The organism is Hafnia alvei (assembly GCF_900095695.1).
GTDB classification, from domain to species: Bacteria; Pseudomonadota; Gammaproteobacteria; order Enterobacterales; family Enterobacteriaceae; genus Hafnia; species Hafnia alvei_B.
In genome coordinates, this window is sequence record NZ_FMIQ01000057.1 from 1 (window position 1) to 18,320 (window position 18,320).

Here is an 18,320-nt window from a genome sequence, read left to right on the forward strand (position 1 = left end):
TTGGATATCCACCGGAAAAAGTTGATGTTGCTACGGGTAAGGCGTCAGGTTATGGCAATTCAGGTTTCTCTGCGGCGTTGCTGCCGTTCCTTGCCGGATCGGATGCGCAAGCGGTGCAGCGCCAGCGGGTGAAAGATAATCCGCTGGGCGGTGATGCTTATTACAGCTACGTATTAACGCTCTTTGGCCAAGGATGGGACCAACAACGTTTTCGTTTTAATTTAAAGGGTGAGCTTTTACCTCACTGGGACAGCAGCACATGCGCAAGTACCGCCACTTCTCATTAAGCGGATTGAGTCTCTCGATCGGCTTATCTCTCGCCTCTCTGTCTGGCGCGGGCGTTGCCGCGGATGCGGCTGTTTCGCCAGAACAGTGGTTGCTAGAGCAAATTCGCGTGGGCGAAGCCAGCCATCGTGATGACTTAGTCACGCAATCACTGTATCGCTTAGAACTGATGGATCCAAATAACCCAGACGTGATGGCGGCGCGCATGCGTTTAGCGTTGCGTCAGGGCGATCAGCAGCTTGCGCAACAGCAGTTAGATAAATTGAAAGCGCAGGCTCCGAATTCAGAGGTCTATAAGCAGGCCAAACTGAACATGTCGCTGACGACGCCGGAAGGCCGTCAGCAGTTGCAGCAGGCACGTTTACTGGCAACCGCTGGCCATGTTCCTGAGGCGGTGCAGGCCTATGATAAATTGTTTGAAGGTACCCCTCCAACCGTTGATTTAGCCGTGGAATATCTGCGTGTCGTTGCGCGTCAGCCGGGTCAGGAAAACAACGTTATTGCCAAATTGGAAGCGTTGAGACAAACCAATCCGGGTAATGGTGAGTTGCGCCGAGCGCTGGCAGGCATGCTTTTGGATACCAACCAAACTCAGAAAGCCTATGCTGTGCTGGAGAAAATGGCAGCAGATAGCAACACGCGCGGAGACGCTGCGGATCTGTGGATGGCTGAAATTAACCGCACTCCTGTCGGTGAGCAAAGCGTTGCGTCCTTACAGCGTTATCTGGTGATTTTTGCGCAAGATCCTTCCACCGTTGAAGCGCGCAAGAAGTTAGCCGATCAGCAAAAATTACTCTCCGACCCGGCTTTCATTGCCCGTTCTCGCGGTTTGGCGATGGTTGACTCTGGCAAAGGCGCAGTGGCGATACCTGAATTGCAGAAGGCATTGGCATCAAGTCCAAATGATTCCGATGTGCTAGGCGCGCTGGGTCAGGCGTATGCGCGACAGGATAACCGTGCAAAAGCGTTAGAGTATTTCCAACGTGCGTTAAAAGCCGACCCGACCGGTTATGACCGCGATAAGTGGATCAGCTTAATTAAAAGTAATCAGTATTGGCTGGCTATCCAATCTGGCGATAAAGCGCTGAAAGCCAATCAGTTGGATGTTGCGCAGCAGAAATATCAGCAGGCGCGCGGGATTGATAATACGGATAGCTATGCCGTGCTTGGCTTAGGTGATGTCGCAGTTGCGCGTAAAGATGATGCGGGCGCGGAGCGATTGTATCAACAGGCGTTGCGGCTTGATTCAACCAACAGCAGCGCAGTGCGTGGGTTAGTGAACATTTACCAACGTCAGTCGCCAGAGAAGGCGATGGCCTATCTGGATCAGCTGCCGCGTAGCCAGCGTAAAGCGATGCAGAGTGCAATCAACGGCATTCAAAGCGATGTATTGCAGCAGCAGGCGCAGGCTCTTGAACAGCAGCAACAGTGGGCGGGAGCGGCAGATAAACTGCAACAGGCGCTGAAACTTTCACCCAATGACGTATGGCTAACTTACCGCTTGGCTAAAGATCTGCATGCGGCTGGCCGTACTGATGAAGCCGACCGTGCTTTCAATACCTTAGCACAGCAGCTTCCTGGCGATCCTCAGCAGGTTTATGCGCACGCGCTTTACCTATCAGGCACCGATCGCGATCGGGCGGCCTTAGCGCAGGTTGATGGATTACCGAAGGCGAAGTGGGATGCCAATATTCGTGAGCTTTCTGACCGTTTGCACTTCAGCGAAACGCTCAAAAAAGCCCAAGACCTGCGTGACGCGGGACATGAAGACGAAGCGATTGCTTACCTACGTCAACAGCCAGCCAATACCCGCATCGATTTAACGCTCGCCGATTGGGCATTAGAGCGCGAAGATTATGATGCGGCGCTGGTGGGTTATCGCGATGTGCTAAAACGCGAGCCCGATAATGATTCCGCTCACCTAGGCGAAATTGAAGCCTTCGTTGCGCAAGGTGAGCTTGAACAAGCTCGCACTCAGCTACAGGCATTGCAGCAGGTTAAACCAGCCGAAGCGCCAAGCATGAATACCGAACGCCGCGTGGCGGGAGCTTGGGCATCGGTGGGAGACATGGCCAAAGCGCAGGCGATTTTTGATCGTATTACTCCGCAGGCGGCCAAAGAGCCGGGTCAGGACGGTGCGCTGGTGATGCGCGATGCCGCTCGCTTTGAACAAAAGCAAGGGAACCCTGATAAAGCGGTGGATTATTATCGTGATGCGATGGTGTCTTCTGGCATTGCACCAACCAAACCGCAGGATAACGATACTTTCACTCGTCTAACGCGTAACGATGAAAAAGACGATTGGCTTAAGCGTGGCGTACGTTCCGATGCGGCTGATTTATATCGACAGCAGGATGTGAATGTCACGTTGGATCATGACTATGCACGTTCTAGTGGTACCGGTGGATATTCTGATTTAACGGCCAATACCACCATGCTGCAGATGGATGCGCCACTTAATGATGGGCGCATGTTCCTGCGTACCGACGTGGTAAATATGCAGGCGGGTTCCTTTAAAGGCGGGCCTTATAAAGAGAAATTCGGCACCTGTTACGTCAACGGCTGTCAGTCTGGCAATAGCCAAAACTCAACGGGCGCGAGCCTCTCTGCGGGTTGGAAAAATGAGCATTGGGAAGGGGATTTCGGCACCACCCCAATGGGCTTCGACGTGGTGGACTGGGTCGGCGGGCTGAGCTATAGCAATGACTGGAACCATATTGGCTGGACGGTAAATGCTCACCGTCGTCCGATTTCAAGCTCCTTGTTGGCATTCGGTGGCCAGAAAGACGATCAAACCGGTATCACATGGGGCGGTGTGCGCCGCACCGGCTTGGGGATCAGCGGTAGTTACGATCGCGGTGAAGCACATGGCGTTTGGGCTGATTTGAGCGCCGATCAATTGACGGGGAAAAACGTTGCTGATAACAGCAGCATACGTTGGATGGCCGGATACTATTACAAGCTTATCAACGAAAATAACCGCCGTGTAACCGTAGGCCTGAGCAATATGATTTGGCACTACGATAAGGATTTGAGCGGATATACGCTGGGGCAAGGCGGTTACTATAGCCCGCAGGAGTATGTTTCCTTTGGTGTACCGGTGAACTATCGCCAACGTACTGAAAATTGGTCTTGGGAATTGGGTGGTTCGGTTTCTTGGTCGCATTCGAAAACCGATACAGTCGATCGTTATCCGATTAAGGGTCTGATCCCTGCCCCGGACAAAGCCAATAATAAGTACACTGATAAATATGACACGGATAGCGGCAGCAGCAGTAGCGGCGTAGGTTATACCCTACGAGCGATTGTTGAACGCCGAGTGACTTCCAACTGGTTTATCGGTGCGGGCGTAGATATTCAGGAAGCGAAAGACTATACCCCGAGTCACGGTTTGATTTATGTCCGCTATTCAGCGGCTGGTTGGCAAGGTGATATGGATCTGCCACCGCAGCCATTAACGCCATACGCTGATTTCAAGTAATTACTCTATATCGAATCCGGTTCTACCAAGTTAAAAAGGCCCGTATGTACTCTGCATGACGGGCCTTTTGGTTTTTTGTCGGTGTTGAACTGAGTTCAATTTGGCGTTAAAAATGGTGCAAAATGCATCGACGTCACCCGATTATGCTTAAATACGTGTAATTGTTTGTGAAAGAATTCGGCTTAAGGGTTAAAAACAGATGTGATCAAGTATACTCTGGCTGGGTCAATGGGGTGTTTAGCTAACAGTATCCCCCACGTATTGGATTCTTATTGTTTAAATTAGATGTTATCGGAGAGACAGTTTGCGAGTCAGTCGTTCCTTAACGATCAAACAAATGGCAATGGTGTCGGTTGTGGCGCTCATTACGATTTGTATTTTTGTCGTGATTCAGCTGTTCCATTTTGTGGACCAGCGTAAGGAGGACTACGTCCAGCAACTGGAGAATTTGGCCCATTCGGTACGTGAGCCGCTTTCTGAAGCCATGTTGAATATGGACGCGGTGAGAGCCCAAAAAATTCTCGATAGCCTAGTCCCCATCGGTATTCTGAGCCGTGCCGACGTGATGTTGCCCAATGAGCTTCAGGCGCTTAAAGGCCGTTTTCCTCAAGAGCGAGCCGTTCCTGAAGCGGTGATGAAGATTTTCGATCTGCCTGTCCAGGTTTCGATGCCGCTTTACGGCATTGAACGCAATATCGCGGCGCGGCAGCCGTCGTCTTATCTCGTTTTACAGGCCGATTCATTCCGCATTTATCAGTTTATTTTGTCGACGCTGTCTACCATGGTATCGACCTATCTTTTGCTGGCTTTGATTCTTACCGTTGCTATTAGCTGGTGTATGAATCGGCTGCTGGTGTACCCGTTGCGCGCGCTGGCACAAGAGTTGCGCAGCATGCCGCTCGATACCCCCAATTTTCATCAGCTTACGCCGCCGCCGTCGCACGGAGATGATGAACTGGGCTTATTGGTGCGCAACTATAATCGTAATCAGCAGGCGTTAGAAAAAGCTCATCAGGCGATGAGCCGTATGTCTACGCATAATCCTCTGACCCATCTGCCGAATATGACGCTGTTTATTCCTTTGTTGGAACAGCATTTATTGGTTTGCCGCAAAGAGAATTCAGGCATCGTTGTGATCAATATCGGCACATTGCAAGAAGCGATGGGGGTGTTGGATACCACACAGCGCGATGCGTTACTGACGTCATTAGTTTGCCGGTTGAAAGAGTGCGTGAGCGAAGCCGATATGTTGGCTCAGGTTAATCAGGATCGCTTTGTAGTGCTGGTTCGAAACGTTGAAATGCCACACTCGCTGATGCTATTGGCGAAAAACCTGATGGACTCCATCACGCGGCCGCTTGATTTAGAAACGGTGGCGCTACGGCCCACGGCAAGCATTGGGATTTCGTTTTACCAGCCAAACGCAGAGGAGACGATTGATGCCAAGAAAGAGGCCGAGCTTCTCTTAAGTCAGGCAAGTTCAGCCATGAATATGGCGATGCGAGAAGGCAAAAATCAAACCCTATTCTTTGAACCAATGCTGGCTCGCAAGGCTAAAGAGCGGTTGACCAAAGAAACAGAGATTATGAAAGCGCTCACCCAAGGTGATTTCTCTCTCTATCTCCAACCGCAAATTGATTTGCGTTCGGGGCGCTTGGCGGGGGCAGAAGCGTTGATCCGCTGGAATCGCAAAGACGGCGAACTAACTTTACCTTCTGAATTTATCCCGTTGGCGGAAGAAATCGGTGGAATAGAGGCGCTGGATGAGTGGGTGATTAGCGAGTCGATGAAGATATTGTCGGCTTGGCAAAAGCAGAATATCGGCGTGCCGATTTCGCTGAATGTTTCAGGTATTCAGATTGCTAATCTCAGCTACGTTGAACTGCTGGAAAAAATGTTGCTAGAGTACCAACTCGATCCGCACATGCTGCATCTTGAGGTAACGGAAACGGCGTATATCAGCAATATGGAACAGGCTGCAGAGATGTTGGCGCGTTTGCGCAAAATCGGTATTAAGATTGCTTTGGATGATTTTGGTATGGGCTACGCTGGCTTGAACTACTTGCAGCATCTGCCGGTGGATATTATTAAAATCGACAAAAACTTTGTTGACCAGATCCCTGCCGATGACGCTTTAGTGCGTATTGTGGCGTCTATTGCCGATGTGCTGGCGTTAGACGTGGTGGCCGAGGGCGTAGAATCACATGCGCAATGCGAGTGGTTGCTTGCACACGGTATCTACTATGCGCAAGGTTACTGGTTCTCTCCTGCGTTACCGCAGGAAGAGTTTGAGAGAAAGTATTTTCTTATCTAAAGATTACGCTTAGTAAACAACTGATTATGGCCAGTTCGCTGGCCATCCTTCCATAAAAATCCCTTCCCTTTGTAGTGATAACCCTTTTTTCGTTGCGGGTTTGATACGTTTCAGCTCTTAAAAATGATAAAATTTGGTTACTAATTACAACATTGCATTTCCATATTGTTACGCCGGTGTTATTTTGCGTCCAACGCAGTACAGAGTCATAAAGGATGGTTGTACCGAGTGTAACCCCCGCCTTTAGTGCGTTGTATCTGATGCGTGCGTACCCGATAAGGAAGTGTATAAATATGAAAAAAAACCTCTTTAAAAGCCTCTATTTCCAGGTGTTATTAGCTATCTCTCTGGGGATATTACTAGGCCATTTCTACCCTGACCTCGGCGCACAGATGAAACCTCTGGGCGACGGATTCGTTAAACTGATCAAAATGATTATTGCTCCAGTTATCTTCTGTACGGTGGTGACTGGGATTGCTGGTATGGAAAGCATGAAGGCCGTTGGTCGTACCGGCGCGATTGCTTTGCTTTACTTCGAAGTAGTGAGCACCATTGCTCTGATTATTGGCTTGGTGATCGTGAATATCGTCCAACCGGGCGCGGGGATGAACGTCGATCCCGCCGCGTTGGATGCCAAAGCGGTGGCGGTCTATGCCGATCAGGCTGCGCAACAAGGCTTGGTTGCTTTCGTCATGGATATTATCCCGGGTAGCGTCATCGGTGCCTTTGCGAGTGGGAATATCCTTCAGGTTCTGCTGTTTGCCGTGATGTTTGGTTTCGCACTGCATCATCTGGGCGAGAAAGGACAGATGATGTTTAACTTCATCGACAGCTTCTCGAAAGTCATTTTCGGCATCATTAATATGATTATGAAACTGGCTCCAATCGGTGCATTCGGTGCGATGGCCTTTACCATTGGTAAATATGGCGTTGGAACGCTGGTGCAACTGGGACAGTTAATTATCTGCTTCTATATCACCTGTGTGCTGTTCGTGGTGTTTGTGCTGGGCTCCATCGCCAAGGCCACCGGATTCAGTATTTTCCGTTTCATTGCCTACATCAAAGAAGAGCTGCTGATTGTATTAGGGACTTCCTCATCTGAATCTGCACTGCCGCGCATGCTGGATAAGATGGAGAAAGTAGGCTGTAAGAAATCGGTTGTGGGGTTAGTGATACCAACAGGATACTCATTTAACCTTGATGGCACCTCGATTTACCTGACCATGGCGGCGGTGTTTATTGCGCAGGCAACCAACTCACACATGGATATCTGGCATCAAATTACCTTATTGGTGGTTCTGTTGCTGTCATCGAAAGGGGCCGCAGGTGTAACCGGAAGTGGATTTATCGTACTGGCTGCCACCATTTCCGCGGTAGGGCATCTACCGGTAGCGGGTTTGGCGCTGATTTTAGGCATCGACCGTTTTATGTCTGAAGCGCGTGCGTTGACGAATCTGATTGGTAACGGCGTTGCGACTATTGTGGTTGCGAAGCGTGTTCGCCAGCTAGATGAAAAACAAATGAAGGCGGTTTTAGGTAAAAAAGACCGTAACGCAGCTCAAACACAGACCTTATAACCCTCCTATTCCTCGGTTTTTGTTACCGAACATGACGGATTGCCCCCATTCGCTTGATGCGAGCGGGGGCATCTTTATAATGTGCCCATTCATTTCTACAACAACTCATTCGTCATACTTTCGGCTTCAGATGCGCCAGCGATCCTGACTTGCGACCTTCCTGAGCCTTTTGTTGTCTGGTGTCGCTGTTGTTTAGAACTTTTTTTCTCTCTGTCGGGTGACATAATCCCACTCTTGTGGTCTAAAAATCGATGCTTGACTCATCGCGTTGAGTTAGCCGTTTTTACAGGCCAGATGGGTTATCTTCCTCAGGGGAATTCGCACATTTTTGTCAGTATTTAGTAGGGGTTCACATGCAAGGCACCAAAATTCGGCTCATGGTTGGTGGATTGTTGTTGGCGGCGGCCAGCAGCTCTGTGCATTCTGAAGCACTACAGCCCGATCCCGCGTGGCAGGAAGGAAAACTGGATAATGGTTTTTCATGGCAATTGTTAGCCACACCACAGCGTCCATCCGATCGGATTGAGTTGCGTATGATAGTGAGCACTGGCTCACTTGTAGAATCAAATCAGCAGGTGGGCTTTGCCCATCTGTTGCCGCGTTTAGCATTAACACATAGCGATAATTTTACCGCGAGCCAGCTTCAATCGTTCTGGCAACAAAGTATCGACCCTCAGCGCCCGTTACCTCCGGCGGTGAGTTCTTATGATTACACCGCATACAATTTAAGCTTGCCGAATAACCGCCCTGAGCTGCTGAAAGAGGCGTTGCTGTGGCTGGCGAATACCGCGGGTAAGTTGAATATTGATAGCAATACGGTGATTAGCGCTCTGCAATCCCCAGAAAATTTAGTGGCGACGCTGCCTTCCGATGCTAACGATCCTTTGTGGCGTCTTCGTCTCAAAGGCTCAACGATGCTTGGGCATGAGCCTGGTCAAGGGCCAAACCGTCCGGTAGATACTCAGTCGTTGAAGGCCTTTTATCAGCAGTGGTATACGCCAGATGCAATGACGCTTTACGTGGTCGGTAACGTTGATTCCCGCTCCCTGAGCGAGCAGATCAATAAAGCTTTTGCCGATCTGAAAGGCAAACGTGAAACGCCAGCAACCTTACCAACGCTGGCTCCGCTGCCGACTACGCCGATTAACCTGATTGCCGAGAACGCACAGCAGGACACGCTGTCGATCACGTGGGATGTGCCTTGGCAGCCAATTCGCGATTCTCAGGTTCTTCAGCGCTATTGGAAAAGTGATTTCGCTCGCGAAGCGCTGTTCAGCCATTTACAGCAGGTATTGGCAAACAGCGATCTGAAAGGGGCGGTCAATCTGATGTTTGATTGTCAGGTGCAATATCAGCGTTCTCAGTGCGCTATCCATCTGTCGACTACGCAGGCCAATCTGAATAAAGCCCTGAGCTTTATCGCCACGGAAATGTCTGCGGTGCATGATGACGGCGTTACGCAGCAAGAATTTGATACCATGATTGCGCAGAAGAAAGATCAGCTAACCAAACTGTTTGCGACTTATGCGCGCACGGACACCGATGTTCTGATGAGCCAGCGTTTGCGTTCGCAGCAAAGCGGCGTGGTAGATATTTCTCCTGAAACCTACCAAAAGCTGCGTCAGAGTTTCTTAGCAACGTTGACTTTGGATGATTTGAATCAGGAGCTGCATAACCAGCTTTCTCGTGAACCAACGCTGATTCTGCGCCAGCCGCGTGGTGAACCCGAGGAAAACGTGAAAGCGTTACGTGATGTCTACAACAATACCATGGGACTGAATATGGAAGATGCCTCGGCGGCAGGTGATGCGGTGCCGGAAGATGCTTCATCTTCTGCAACCGCACCACAGGCGGATCCGGCGGCAAAAGAAGAGCCAATTTCAGCTCAGTAGATTTCAGTAAGGCGGTTAACTCTGTGATTTCCCATCCTTTCCCTTGATCGGGGAAGGATGGGGCATAGAAAGGTTATTAGCGAGGCATGGCTTCCTGCGGGATGATGGCCCCACGGTACTGAATGACGGTGCTGGCGGTTTGATGTCCACGCTGTGCCGATGCGGCTGGTGTTCCGCCACGCAGACGAACAGCTAAGTAACCGGCGCTGAATGAGTCACCCGCTGCGGTGGTATCAACCACCTTTTCTTTTGGTAGTTTAACCGCGGGCACGTCTACGGTTTGGCCATCGACTGAAACAATACAAGAATCAGCGCCGCGTTTAATCACCACCTCACTCACGCCTAGTGCATGGGTGCGTGCAATGACCTCATCAGCGGTTTTTTGCCCCCACAGCAGATCTTCATCATCCAACGTTAAGAAGGCGATATCGGTGCAGGCCAGCATTGCGGTATAGGCTGCCTGTGTTTGTTCGACGCTCTGCCACAGACGTGGACGGTAGTTATTATCAAAAATAACTTTGCCCCCGTTGGCGCGACAGCGCTTTAATAAAGTGAGTAAGCGCTCACGACTTTCCTCGTTGAGGATAGCAAGGCTAATTCCGCTGAGATACAGATAATCAAACTGCGCTAATTGGTCACAAATCGCATCGGCTTTTTCGCCGTCTAGCCAATAGCGTGCAGCGGCATCGTTGCGCCAGTAGTAAAAGGTGCGTTCGCCGTTGGCGTCGGTTTCAATAAAATAGAGGCCGGGAAGTTTGTTGTCCAAGCGCTGGGTTAACTCCGTTTTTACCCCTTCACGCTGCCACGCATCCAACATTTCGTTGCTGAACGTATCTGTACCTAACGCGGTGACATAGTGCACGGCTAGCTCATGTTCAGGCACCTGACGTGAAAGATAAACCGAGGTATTCAGCGTATCGCCACCAAAGCCACGGGAAAGATCCGCACCTTTTTGCGACAGTTCAATCATACATTCGCCGATGACGGCAATTTTTGCATTGGAATGGGAAGCAATGGTCATGAAGGAAAGCCTGTTTTATTGAGGTCGTAAAAACGCAGTTATCTTAGTTTCCCCGTTGGAAAACTCAGCGTCAATATAAATAAAACAGTGTTCTATTTTTATATGATATGGATCTAAAAATGAGTGTTTTGTGTAATGTCGTTTTGGCGATCGAGATACACGGGGCTAGTACCCTGCGGGGCCGTTATGGAACACATCCTTGTGTTCCACCTCAAGGGCCGACGCCGAAGCGTTGTTCAACTTTGCTCCAGGCAAAGTTGTCGGCGGCTTACGCCGCTACGACCCCATCGGTGTACTTCCCCTAAAATTGAGCTTAAGTGGGCGGCATTAGGTTACTGTTTACTACTGCACGCTACTTTTTCTTGCGCAGCTCGGTCACGCTTTTTCCGCCAATTCCCCAATTATCGGTTTCGACTTCTTCGATGATAACCACGGTAGTAGCTGGGTTTTTCCCCATCGTATCGACCAGTAACTGTGTGACACCGGCTATCAGCGCTTCTTTTTGCTCGGTGGTGGCCCCTTCACGAGTGATTTTGATATTAACGAAAGGCATTTTGATACTCCATTGGTGTAAAAAGTAGGCTAATAAATTCCCATAAAACGAATTAATAGCGTAGCTCATTTGCCAAGCTCCGCTATTTGGTTACCGCTGATCCGTTAGCCGCATTCAAGTAACTTGAATTATTTTGGCTATAAAGATTTAAGGATCCTTGCCGATAACTGATTTTGTTCATTGTCCGCAAGGGCAAAGAAAATGGTTCTCACATGATGTATGCGGATGGTGGATACATGAAAATTGGCAAGACAATCGAGGCGGGGTGGATTATGCCCACGTTGCCCGCACTGGAGCCTACCCGCGAGCTAAATTTCTGGAGCCAGTGCCAGAGAAGCTATACCTTCCAGCCTATTTACTGTACCAGCGGTGTGCCGTTAGCGATTGAACTGCTGACAGCGGTTTACCACCCTGATAATCCTGATTGCCGTTTATCGCCTGAAGATTACTTCGAGCAAATCTCACAGGATCTGCGTGAAGATGTGGTGCTGGAACAGCTTAGGCTGATTCAGCATTGGCATAGCTTTATTCAGCAGCGTGATTTGTTGGTATCTGTGAACGTTGATGGACAAACGTTGCAGTCTATTCAGCTATTACCAGAAGCCCGTAATCTGCTGGAAAGTATGCCCTATTTGCGCTTTGAAATGGTTGAACATGCGTATGCGGCGCTGACGATCCCTATTCAGTCGCTAGAAGATGTACATCGTTTATGGCTCGATGATTTTGGCAGCGGATTAGCCAATTTTTCTTCGCTGATGGAGTGCCGCTATGAGTTCGTCAAACTTGACCGTGCGCTGTTCTCGTTTTTGCGCGAGAGCCATGAGGGCGTTCGGCTATTTTATGCATTAGTGGCGTTGATGAGTCGTTATACCAAAGGCGTTATTGTCGAGGGGGTTGAAACCTCTCAGGAATGGATGCTGGTAAAACGCTCAGAGGCCTGCGCTGCGCAGGGTTTCTATCTCTCCCGCCCGAATCGATTCGACTCTCTGCACCAATTGCCCACGCTCTTTCGCGAGTGATTTTTACGGGTAATAAGCCTCCAGTTTTGCCCGTAAACGGGCATATCTCTAATATTTAACCTATGGTTATGTGTGGGAAACATCATCAATTAGATTAAATATTTAGGATATGCCATGACCAGAACAGGAAAAGCATTTAGCTGGTTAGCAGGGATCTTAGTGGTATTGATCGTTGGGATCGTTGTCTTTGTGATGACCTTTGATTGGAACCGACTCAAACCTACGATCAATCAAAAAGTCTCTACAGAACTTAATCGGCCATTCGCTATTCGAGGCGATCTTGGCGTGGATTGGGCGCGCCCTACCGATGAAACAGGCTGGCGCTCTTGGGTGCCTTGGCCACATATTCACGCTGAAGATATCGTGCTCGGTAATCCGCCGGAGATCCCTGCGGTATCGATGGTTACGCTGGAACGGGTTGATGCCAGCCTCGCCCCGTTGGCGCTGCTCGGCAAACAGGTTTATATCCCTCGCATTAAACTCAAACAGCCAGATGCTTCGCTGCGTAGGCTAGCAAATGGTAAGAATAACTGGACGTTTGAACTCGCTAATTCCTCAACGGACGATCGGGCGAAGGATCAAAAGTCTGCATGGTCTTTCAAGATCGACGACATTGTGTTTGATCAGGGGGTGATCGCTTATGACGATGCGATCGCCCATGCAAAACTCAAAGCCACCGTCGATCCGCTGGGAAAACCGTTGCCGTTTAGTGAGGTGATGGGAAACAGCGGTGCGGCGAAGAAGGTCGCTGGTAAGAAAGCACCTGACTATGTCTTTGGCTGGAAAGTCGATGGATCGTACAACGGTGAATCGCTCTCGGGTAGCGGCAAGATAGGTGGGATGCTGGCGTTACGCGATCCTGATGGCTTATTCCCACTACAGGCCGATGTGCGTTCAGGCAAAACGCGGGTTGCGATTGCCGGTACGCTTAGCGATCCGCTGAATTTAGGCGCGCTCGATCTGCGATTACAATTCTCCGGGCAGAGTTTAAGTCAGCTGCATAAACTGACCGGGATCGTATTACCGGATACGCCGCCTTATTCCACCGATGGTCATTTAAGCGCAGAGCTTAAACGCGCTAAAGGCGCGATTTACCGCTATCAAAACTTCAACGGCAAAATCGGCGACAGCGATATTCACGGCAGCCTGACCTATCAAGTGAGCAAACCACGTCCTTCACTGAGCGGTGAACTGGTGTCTAACCAGCTGCGTTTTGCTGATTTAGCGCCGCTGATCGGGGCTGATTCTAATCAGGAGAAGGTGAACCGAGGCGATAAAGCCACACAGCCGTCAGACAAAGTTTTACCTGCTGATAAATTTGATACCAAGCAGTGGTCGACGATGGATGCCGACGTTAAATTTACCGCCAAGCGGATTGAACACGGTGAGTCCTTGCCGCTGAGCGATCTCTACACCCATTTGGTGCTCAACAACGGCACGCTGTTAATGGATCCACTGCGTTTTGGCGTGGCTGGCGGTAATTTGAATTCGACAATTCGTTTGGAAGGGCAACGCACGCCAATGCGCGGCATGGCGGATTTGCATGCGCGTGGTTTCCAGTTACAGAAACTGTTGCCTAACGTTGAGTCGATGCGCCGTAGCTTAGGGCAGCTCAACGGCGATGCCAAAATCAGCGGCACGGGCAACTCGGTGGCTGACTTGCTGGGTACCAGCAACGGCGATGTGCGTCTCCTAATCAACGATGGTGTGATAAGCCGCAACCTGATGGAAATTGCGGGCCTGAACGTGGGGAATTATCTGGTTGGTAAGCTGTTTGGTGACGATGAGGTGAAGATCAACTGTGCGGCAGCGGACATCGGCATTAAAAATGGTTTAGCCGCGACTCGCCTGTTTGTGTTCGACACCGAAAATGCGGTGATCAATATTTCGGGTAACGTTAATCTGGCCACCGAACGCATGGATTTGTCTGTCGATCCTGAAAGCAAAGGTATGCGGGTTCTAACCCTGCGTTCGCCGCTTTATGTAAAGGGTACATTTAAGCATCCTGATGCGGGCGTTAAAGCCGGACCGCTGATTGCGCGCGGCGTTGCTGCCGTGGCGCTTGGCGCAGTGGTTGCCCCAGCAGCAGCTTTACTGGCGTTGATTTCACCCAGCGATGTGGACTCTAACCAGTGTGGCGGCATGCTAAAAGGGATGAAAAAATAGTCAGTCGCCTTGTCAAAAATGGCGAGGCAGAGAACTTGTACTATGCTTTCTGGGTGTAACAACATGATTGTGTTGTTCATTTTTAATACACACAGATATCAAGGAAAACGGATGATGAAAGTATGGAATAAAGTCCTGTTAGCTTCTTTTATTGGGTTGGTTGTCGCGGGCTGTGACGATTCCACTAAAGTTGATGCCAATCTTGATAAAGCGAAAGATAACGCGGAACAAATCAAAGACGCAGCGGATAATAAAGCCGATCAAATTACCGATGCCGCTAAACAAAAAGCCAATGAGCTGAAGAAAGAAGCGGATGCACAGGCCGATCAACTCAGCGATAAAGCTAAAGCGATTAAAAGTGAAGCCGAAAAACGTGCCGATGCCCTTACGGATGATGCGAAAGCTAAGGCCAAATCCATAGAGCAGCAGGCCAAGCAGCAGAGCGATCAAATAATCGATCAGGCGAAGACCATTAAAGAGAGTGCCATCAGCGGTGCAAACGATCTTTCCGCCGAGGCTCAAACCAAAACTCAGGCGATTAAAGACAGCATGAAGCAAAACCCGCCGGCTCAGAATGGTGCGGCTCCAGCAAACGAAACGCCAAAGACAAATAGCAACCCGTAGCGTAAGGCGCACTATAATTTAGGTGTGGGTAAGATTATTTTTTAATCAGTAAATTTAGGGGGAGTATATGGGTATCCTTTCGTGGATTATTTTCGGTCTTATTGCAGGTATTCTGGCTAAATGGATTATGCCGGGGAAAGACGGCGGTGGGTTTATTGTTACCGTGATCCTTGGGGTTGTGGGTGCCGTTGTCGGCGGTTATATCAGTACCTTCTTTGGCTACGGTAGAGTCGATGGATTTAATTTCGGCAGCTTTATCGTTGCCGTTATTGGTGCGTTGGTGGTGCTGTTTATCTACCGAAAAATCCGCAGCTAATCTCTTGTTCGGGGCGGGTTTCCGCCCCGGCTATTTGGCGAGCGTATTCGCCGTATCATATAATGCCGCACAGCTGTGATCCTGTATTTCCTCGATAGAAGCCAAATTCAATCGCCACCATTCGCGCTGGGTTGCCAGCAGCACAAAGTTGCCTTCCGTCGTGGGAAGCAATGCCAGCCCAAATGCTCCCATATTTTCCCGCGCCTGCGGTAAACCTTCGGCTAACAGAATGAATGGGCTCTTTTTCCCCAGCGCGTTTTTGTCGAGCGTTCGCGCCCAGTAACTGTGGTGATTGATCCCAATCTGTATCGGTTGCCATTGCGATGACAGTGAGGGCGCTAAAGCCGTAATCCGCGCAAGTACCTTGGGTTTAGTGCAGGACATATGGATATGCAGCTGATTTTGCGTTCGTCCATATTCAGAATTAATGGTAAATGACAGCTGGTTTTCCGGCACTGGTTTGCCATAACGCTTTGACAGCCAATCCCGCCGTTGCCATGCATCGGCAAAATAGTTGGGTTGCTGTGGGTTTAACAAGAGGGGAGATTCAATGCCTGTGACCTTGGCGGTTGGCATCAATAGGTATTGCAGAGGGCCGTTGCGGTCTTTAAATACCACAAATCCCTGCGCAAGGTTGACCTTGGCACAGGGGCTTGGGTTTTGTCGTTGTTGTTGATGCGGCACGCACTGCTGGCTGACAATTTTCCACAGGGCATCAGGGTGCGAGGGACGAAGGAAGAAGAAGCTGGTAATGACGAGGAGCACAATAACAATCAGTACGATGAATCCTGTTTTGCGCTGAAATCTTGTCATTACCAAACTTCCCATAAAGTGGTTTAAAGGACGCTTACCTTACTGAGCACATACACGTTTGTCTAATGCGCCGCTCCAACGTGTCATACCAAATGCGAGCAGAACCACAATTGCGCCAACCCACGGTGTCACCATCAGGCCATAGTTCTCAACGATCATACCGCCGACCCATGCCCCACCGGCGATGCCGAGGTTAAAGGCTGCGATGTTCAAGCCAGAAGCCACGTCAACGGCGTGAGGTGCGTAGCGTTCTGCCTGTTGCACCACATAAACCTGCAAACCTGGGACGTTACCAAAGGCGACTGCACCCCAGAACAACACGGTAATCAAGGCCAACACTGGGCTGTGCGCGGTGAAACTGAACACGGCAAGTACGGCGGCTAGCAGTAAGAAAATAATTTGTAGTGCTTTGATTGGGCCCATGCGGTCGGCTAAGCGTCCACCCCACAAGTTACCTGCTGCCACGGATACTCCGTAAATCAGCATCACCCACGTTACGGCGCTGGCGCTAAACCCACTGACCTGCTGCAAAATAGGCGCAAGGAAGGTGAAGACCACAAAGTTACCGCCGTAGCCCAGAGCTGTTTTAGCATAGACCATCAACAAGCGTGGCTGTTTCAAAATGGTCAACTGACGAGCGATGGACGCCGGTGGCGTGTGTTTTAAACCGTTAGGGACGAAAATCAGGCTACCGATAAGGGCGATAATCCCCAGCAGCGAAACCGCCAAGAACGTTTCATGCCAGCCAAAGTGTTGGCCAATAAAGGTTCCTAAAGGTACGCCGGTGACGAGTGCCACGGTTAAACCGGTGAACATAATCGCGATGGCGCTGGCGGCTTTCTCTTTCGGCACTAAGCTGGTGGCCAGCGTTGAACCGATAGAGAAAAAGACCCCATGGGCTAAGCCGGTCAGCACGCGAGCGGTCATCAGCGACATGTAGCCGGGCGCTTTCCACGCTAACAGGTTACCGAGGGTAAACAGCACCATCAGGCCAATCAACAGCGTTTTACGCGGCATACGGCCGGTTAACGCGGTGAGCACCGGTGCGCCAATGGCAACGCCGAGCGCATATAAGCTGACAAGCAGGCCAGCAGACGGCAGGGACACCTGTAAATCTGCGGCGATAGTTGGGATCAGGCCCACGATAACAAACTCCGTGGTGCCGATGGCAAACGCGCTGATGGTCAGCGCAAACAGAGCTAATGGCATAACTGCAAACTCCTATCTTCATCTTTCAAGCCACAGACAGCGGGGTTTGAAATCTCTTGGGTATGAATAATTGATGGCGCTGAGTTTGCACGGATTATTTTTGCAGAAAAATAGGTCTATACTCACAAGATAATTGATTGGTGAGCAACAATGAAAACAACAACCGAAGAGCTGGTGGCTTTTGTCGCCGTTGTCGATGCGGGAAGCCTGACCGGCGCCGCAGAGCAGTTAGGTCAAACGCCCAGCGGTATTAGCCGCGCGCTGGGGCGTTTGGAACAAAAGCTGGAAACCACGCTGCTTAACCGCACCACGCGGCGCATTGATTTAACCGAAGAGGGGCGCATTTTCCTCGATCGCGCTCGCGCGATCCTAGAAGCGATTGAAGAGGCTGAGGAGCAGTTGGCCTTACAGCGGCATCGTCCGGCAGGTCGTCTGCGCATTAACGCCGCATCGCCGTTTATGCTGCATGTGGTGGTTCCTCTGATTGAAGAGTTCACCGCACAGTTTCCAGAGATTGAACTGGAGCTCAATACCAGCGACCAAATTATCGATTTGTTGGAGCAGCGCACCGATGTGGCAATTCGTATCGGGACTCTGCAAGACTCCAGTCTGCACGCGCGTCCTATTGGGCGTTCGGGGCTGAAGGTGCTGGCTGCGCCGGAGTACCTGCAAAAATATGGTACGCCAGAGCGGGTAGATGAATTGAGCGAACATCGGCTGTTAGGTTTTACTCAGCCACAGTCACTTAACCAGTGGCCGCTTAAGCAGAGCCAGTGCGCGACGTTTTCCGTTACGCCTAATATTGCTGCGTCTAGCGGTGAAACGCTGCGTCATTTGGCGATCGGCGGGCGGGGGATTGTATGTCTTTCCGATTTTATGACGCATCAGGATATTGCTGAAGGGCGTTTGGTACAGGTTCTTGCCGAGCACACCTTGGAGACATATCAGTCAATTCATGCGGTGTATTATCGAAATAGTCAGCTTTCGGCACGTATTCGCTGTTTTCTTGATTTTTTGGCGCAGAGATATCCGCTGCACCAGTGACTGAGA

Annotated in this window: 14 protein-coding genes; 10 read left to right on the forward strand and 4 right to left on the reverse strand. The window is 50.3% G+C overall.

Annotation, left to right across the window (positions count from 1 at the left end; genetic code table 11):
• The 5 genes from BN1044_RS14630 to BN1044_RS14650 form a co-directional block, all read left to right on the forward strand.
• Positions 1-287: glycosyl hydrolase family 8 (locus BN1044_RS14630; RefSeq protein WP_254663935.1), on the forward strand; the 287-nt coding region annotated here is incomplete at its 5' end.
• Complete coding sequence (gene bcsC / locus BN1044_RS14635) at positions 260-3,766, forward strand: cellulose synthase complex outer membrane protein BcsC (protein ID WP_072309337.1); 3,507 nt, start codon at positions 260-262, stop codon at positions 3,764-3,766. The genes BN1044_RS14630 and bcsC, both read left to right, overlap by 28 nt.
• Positions 3,767-4,070: 304 nt before the next feature.
• Entirely contained in the window at positions 4,071-6,080 is a 2,010-nt protein-coding gene (gene hmsP / locus BN1044_RS14640) for a biofilm formation regulator HmsP (RefSeq protein WP_211095712.1), read from the forward strand.
• Positions 6,081-6,373: 293 nt separating this feature from the next.
• On the forward strand, positions 6,374-7,657 hold the full coding sequence (locus tag BN1044_RS14645) for a dicarboxylate/amino acid:cation symporter (protein WP_040044438.1): 1,284 nt from the start codon (positions 6,374-6,376) through the stop codon (positions 7,655-7,657).
• A 353-nt stretch (positions 7,658-8,010) separates the two neighbouring features.
• Complete coding sequence (locus tag BN1044_RS14650; RefSeq protein ID WP_072309339.1) at positions 8,011-9,549, forward strand: M16 family metallopeptidase; 1,539 nt, start codon at positions 8,011-8,013, stop codon at positions 9,547-9,549.
• Between the two features lie 76 nt (positions 9,550-9,625).
• Here the strand turns inward: BN1044_RS14650 and BN1044_RS14655 are convergent, their stop codons facing one another.
• Both BN1044_RS14655 and BN1044_RS14660 read right to left on the reverse strand, forming a co-directional pair.
• Entirely contained in the window at positions 9,626-10,570 is a 945-nt protein-coding gene (locus tag BN1044_RS14655) for a 2-dehydro-3-deoxygluconokinase (protein WP_072309340.1), read from the reverse strand.
• Positions 10,571-10,922: 352 nt separating this feature from the next.
• On the reverse strand, positions 10,923-11,123 hold the full coding sequence (locus BN1044_RS14660; RefSeq protein ID WP_025799514.1) for a 2-hydroxymuconate tautomerase family protein: 201 nt from the start codon (positions 11,121-11,123) through the stop codon (positions 10,923-10,925).
• A gap of 236 nt (positions 11,124-11,359) precedes the next feature.
• On the opposite strand from BN1044_RS14660, the gene pdeH reads away from it, so the two are divergent.
• The 4 genes from pdeH (at position 11,360) to BN1044_RS14680 (ending at position 15,248) form a co-directional block, all read left to right on the forward strand.
• Entirely contained in the window at positions 11,360-12,142 is a 783-nt protein-coding gene (gene pdeH / locus BN1044_RS14665; RefSeq protein WP_072309478.1) for a cyclic-guanylate-specific phosphodiesterase, read from the forward strand.
• Positions 12,143-12,256: 114 nt separating this feature from the next.
• Positions 12,257-14,308 (forward strand): AsmA family protein, encoded by a 2,052-nt coding sequence (locus BN1044_RS14670; RefSeq protein ID WP_072309341.1) that lies wholly within the window; start codon positions 12,257-12,259, stop codon positions 14,306-14,308.
• A gap of 114 nt (positions 14,309-14,422) precedes the next feature.
• Positions 14,423-14,932, forward strand: a complete 510-nt coding sequence (locus tag BN1044_RS14675; RefSeq protein WP_072309479.1) for an E3 ubiquitin--protein ligase — start codon at positions 14,423-14,425, stop codon at positions 14,930-14,932.
• Between the two features lie 67 nt (positions 14,933-14,999).
• Entirely contained in the window at positions 15,000-15,248 is a 249-nt protein-coding gene (locus BN1044_RS14680; protein ID WP_025799506.1) for a GlsB/YeaQ/YmgE family stress response membrane protein, read from the forward strand.
• Between the two features lie 30 nt (positions 15,249-15,278).
• Here the strand turns inward: BN1044_RS14680 and BN1044_RS14685 are convergent, their stop codons facing one another.
• Positions 15,279-16,061: a CDP-diacylglycerol diphosphatase gene (locus BN1044_RS14685; protein WP_072309342.1), complete on the reverse strand. Its 783-nt coding sequence runs from the start codon at positions 16,059-16,061 to the stop codon at positions 15,279-15,281.
• Between the two features lie 39 nt (positions 16,062-16,100).
• Positions 16,101-17,270, reverse strand: a complete 1,170-nt coding sequence (locus BN1044_RS14690) for an MFS transporter (protein WP_072309343.1) — start codon at positions 17,268-17,270, stop codon at positions 16,101-16,103.
• 150 nt (positions 17,271-17,420) lie between these two features.
• Here BN1044_RS14690 and BN1044_RS14695 point away from each other — a divergent pair, with 150 nt between their 5' ends.
• The gene (locus BN1044_RS14695) at positions 17,421-18,314 is read left to right on the forward strand and encodes a LysR family transcriptional regulator (RefSeq protein ID WP_072309344.1); all 894 of its coding nucleotides are present in this window, start codon (positions 17,421-17,423) and stop codon (positions 18,312-18,314) included.
• Positions 18,315-18,320 lie beyond the last annotated feature (6 nt).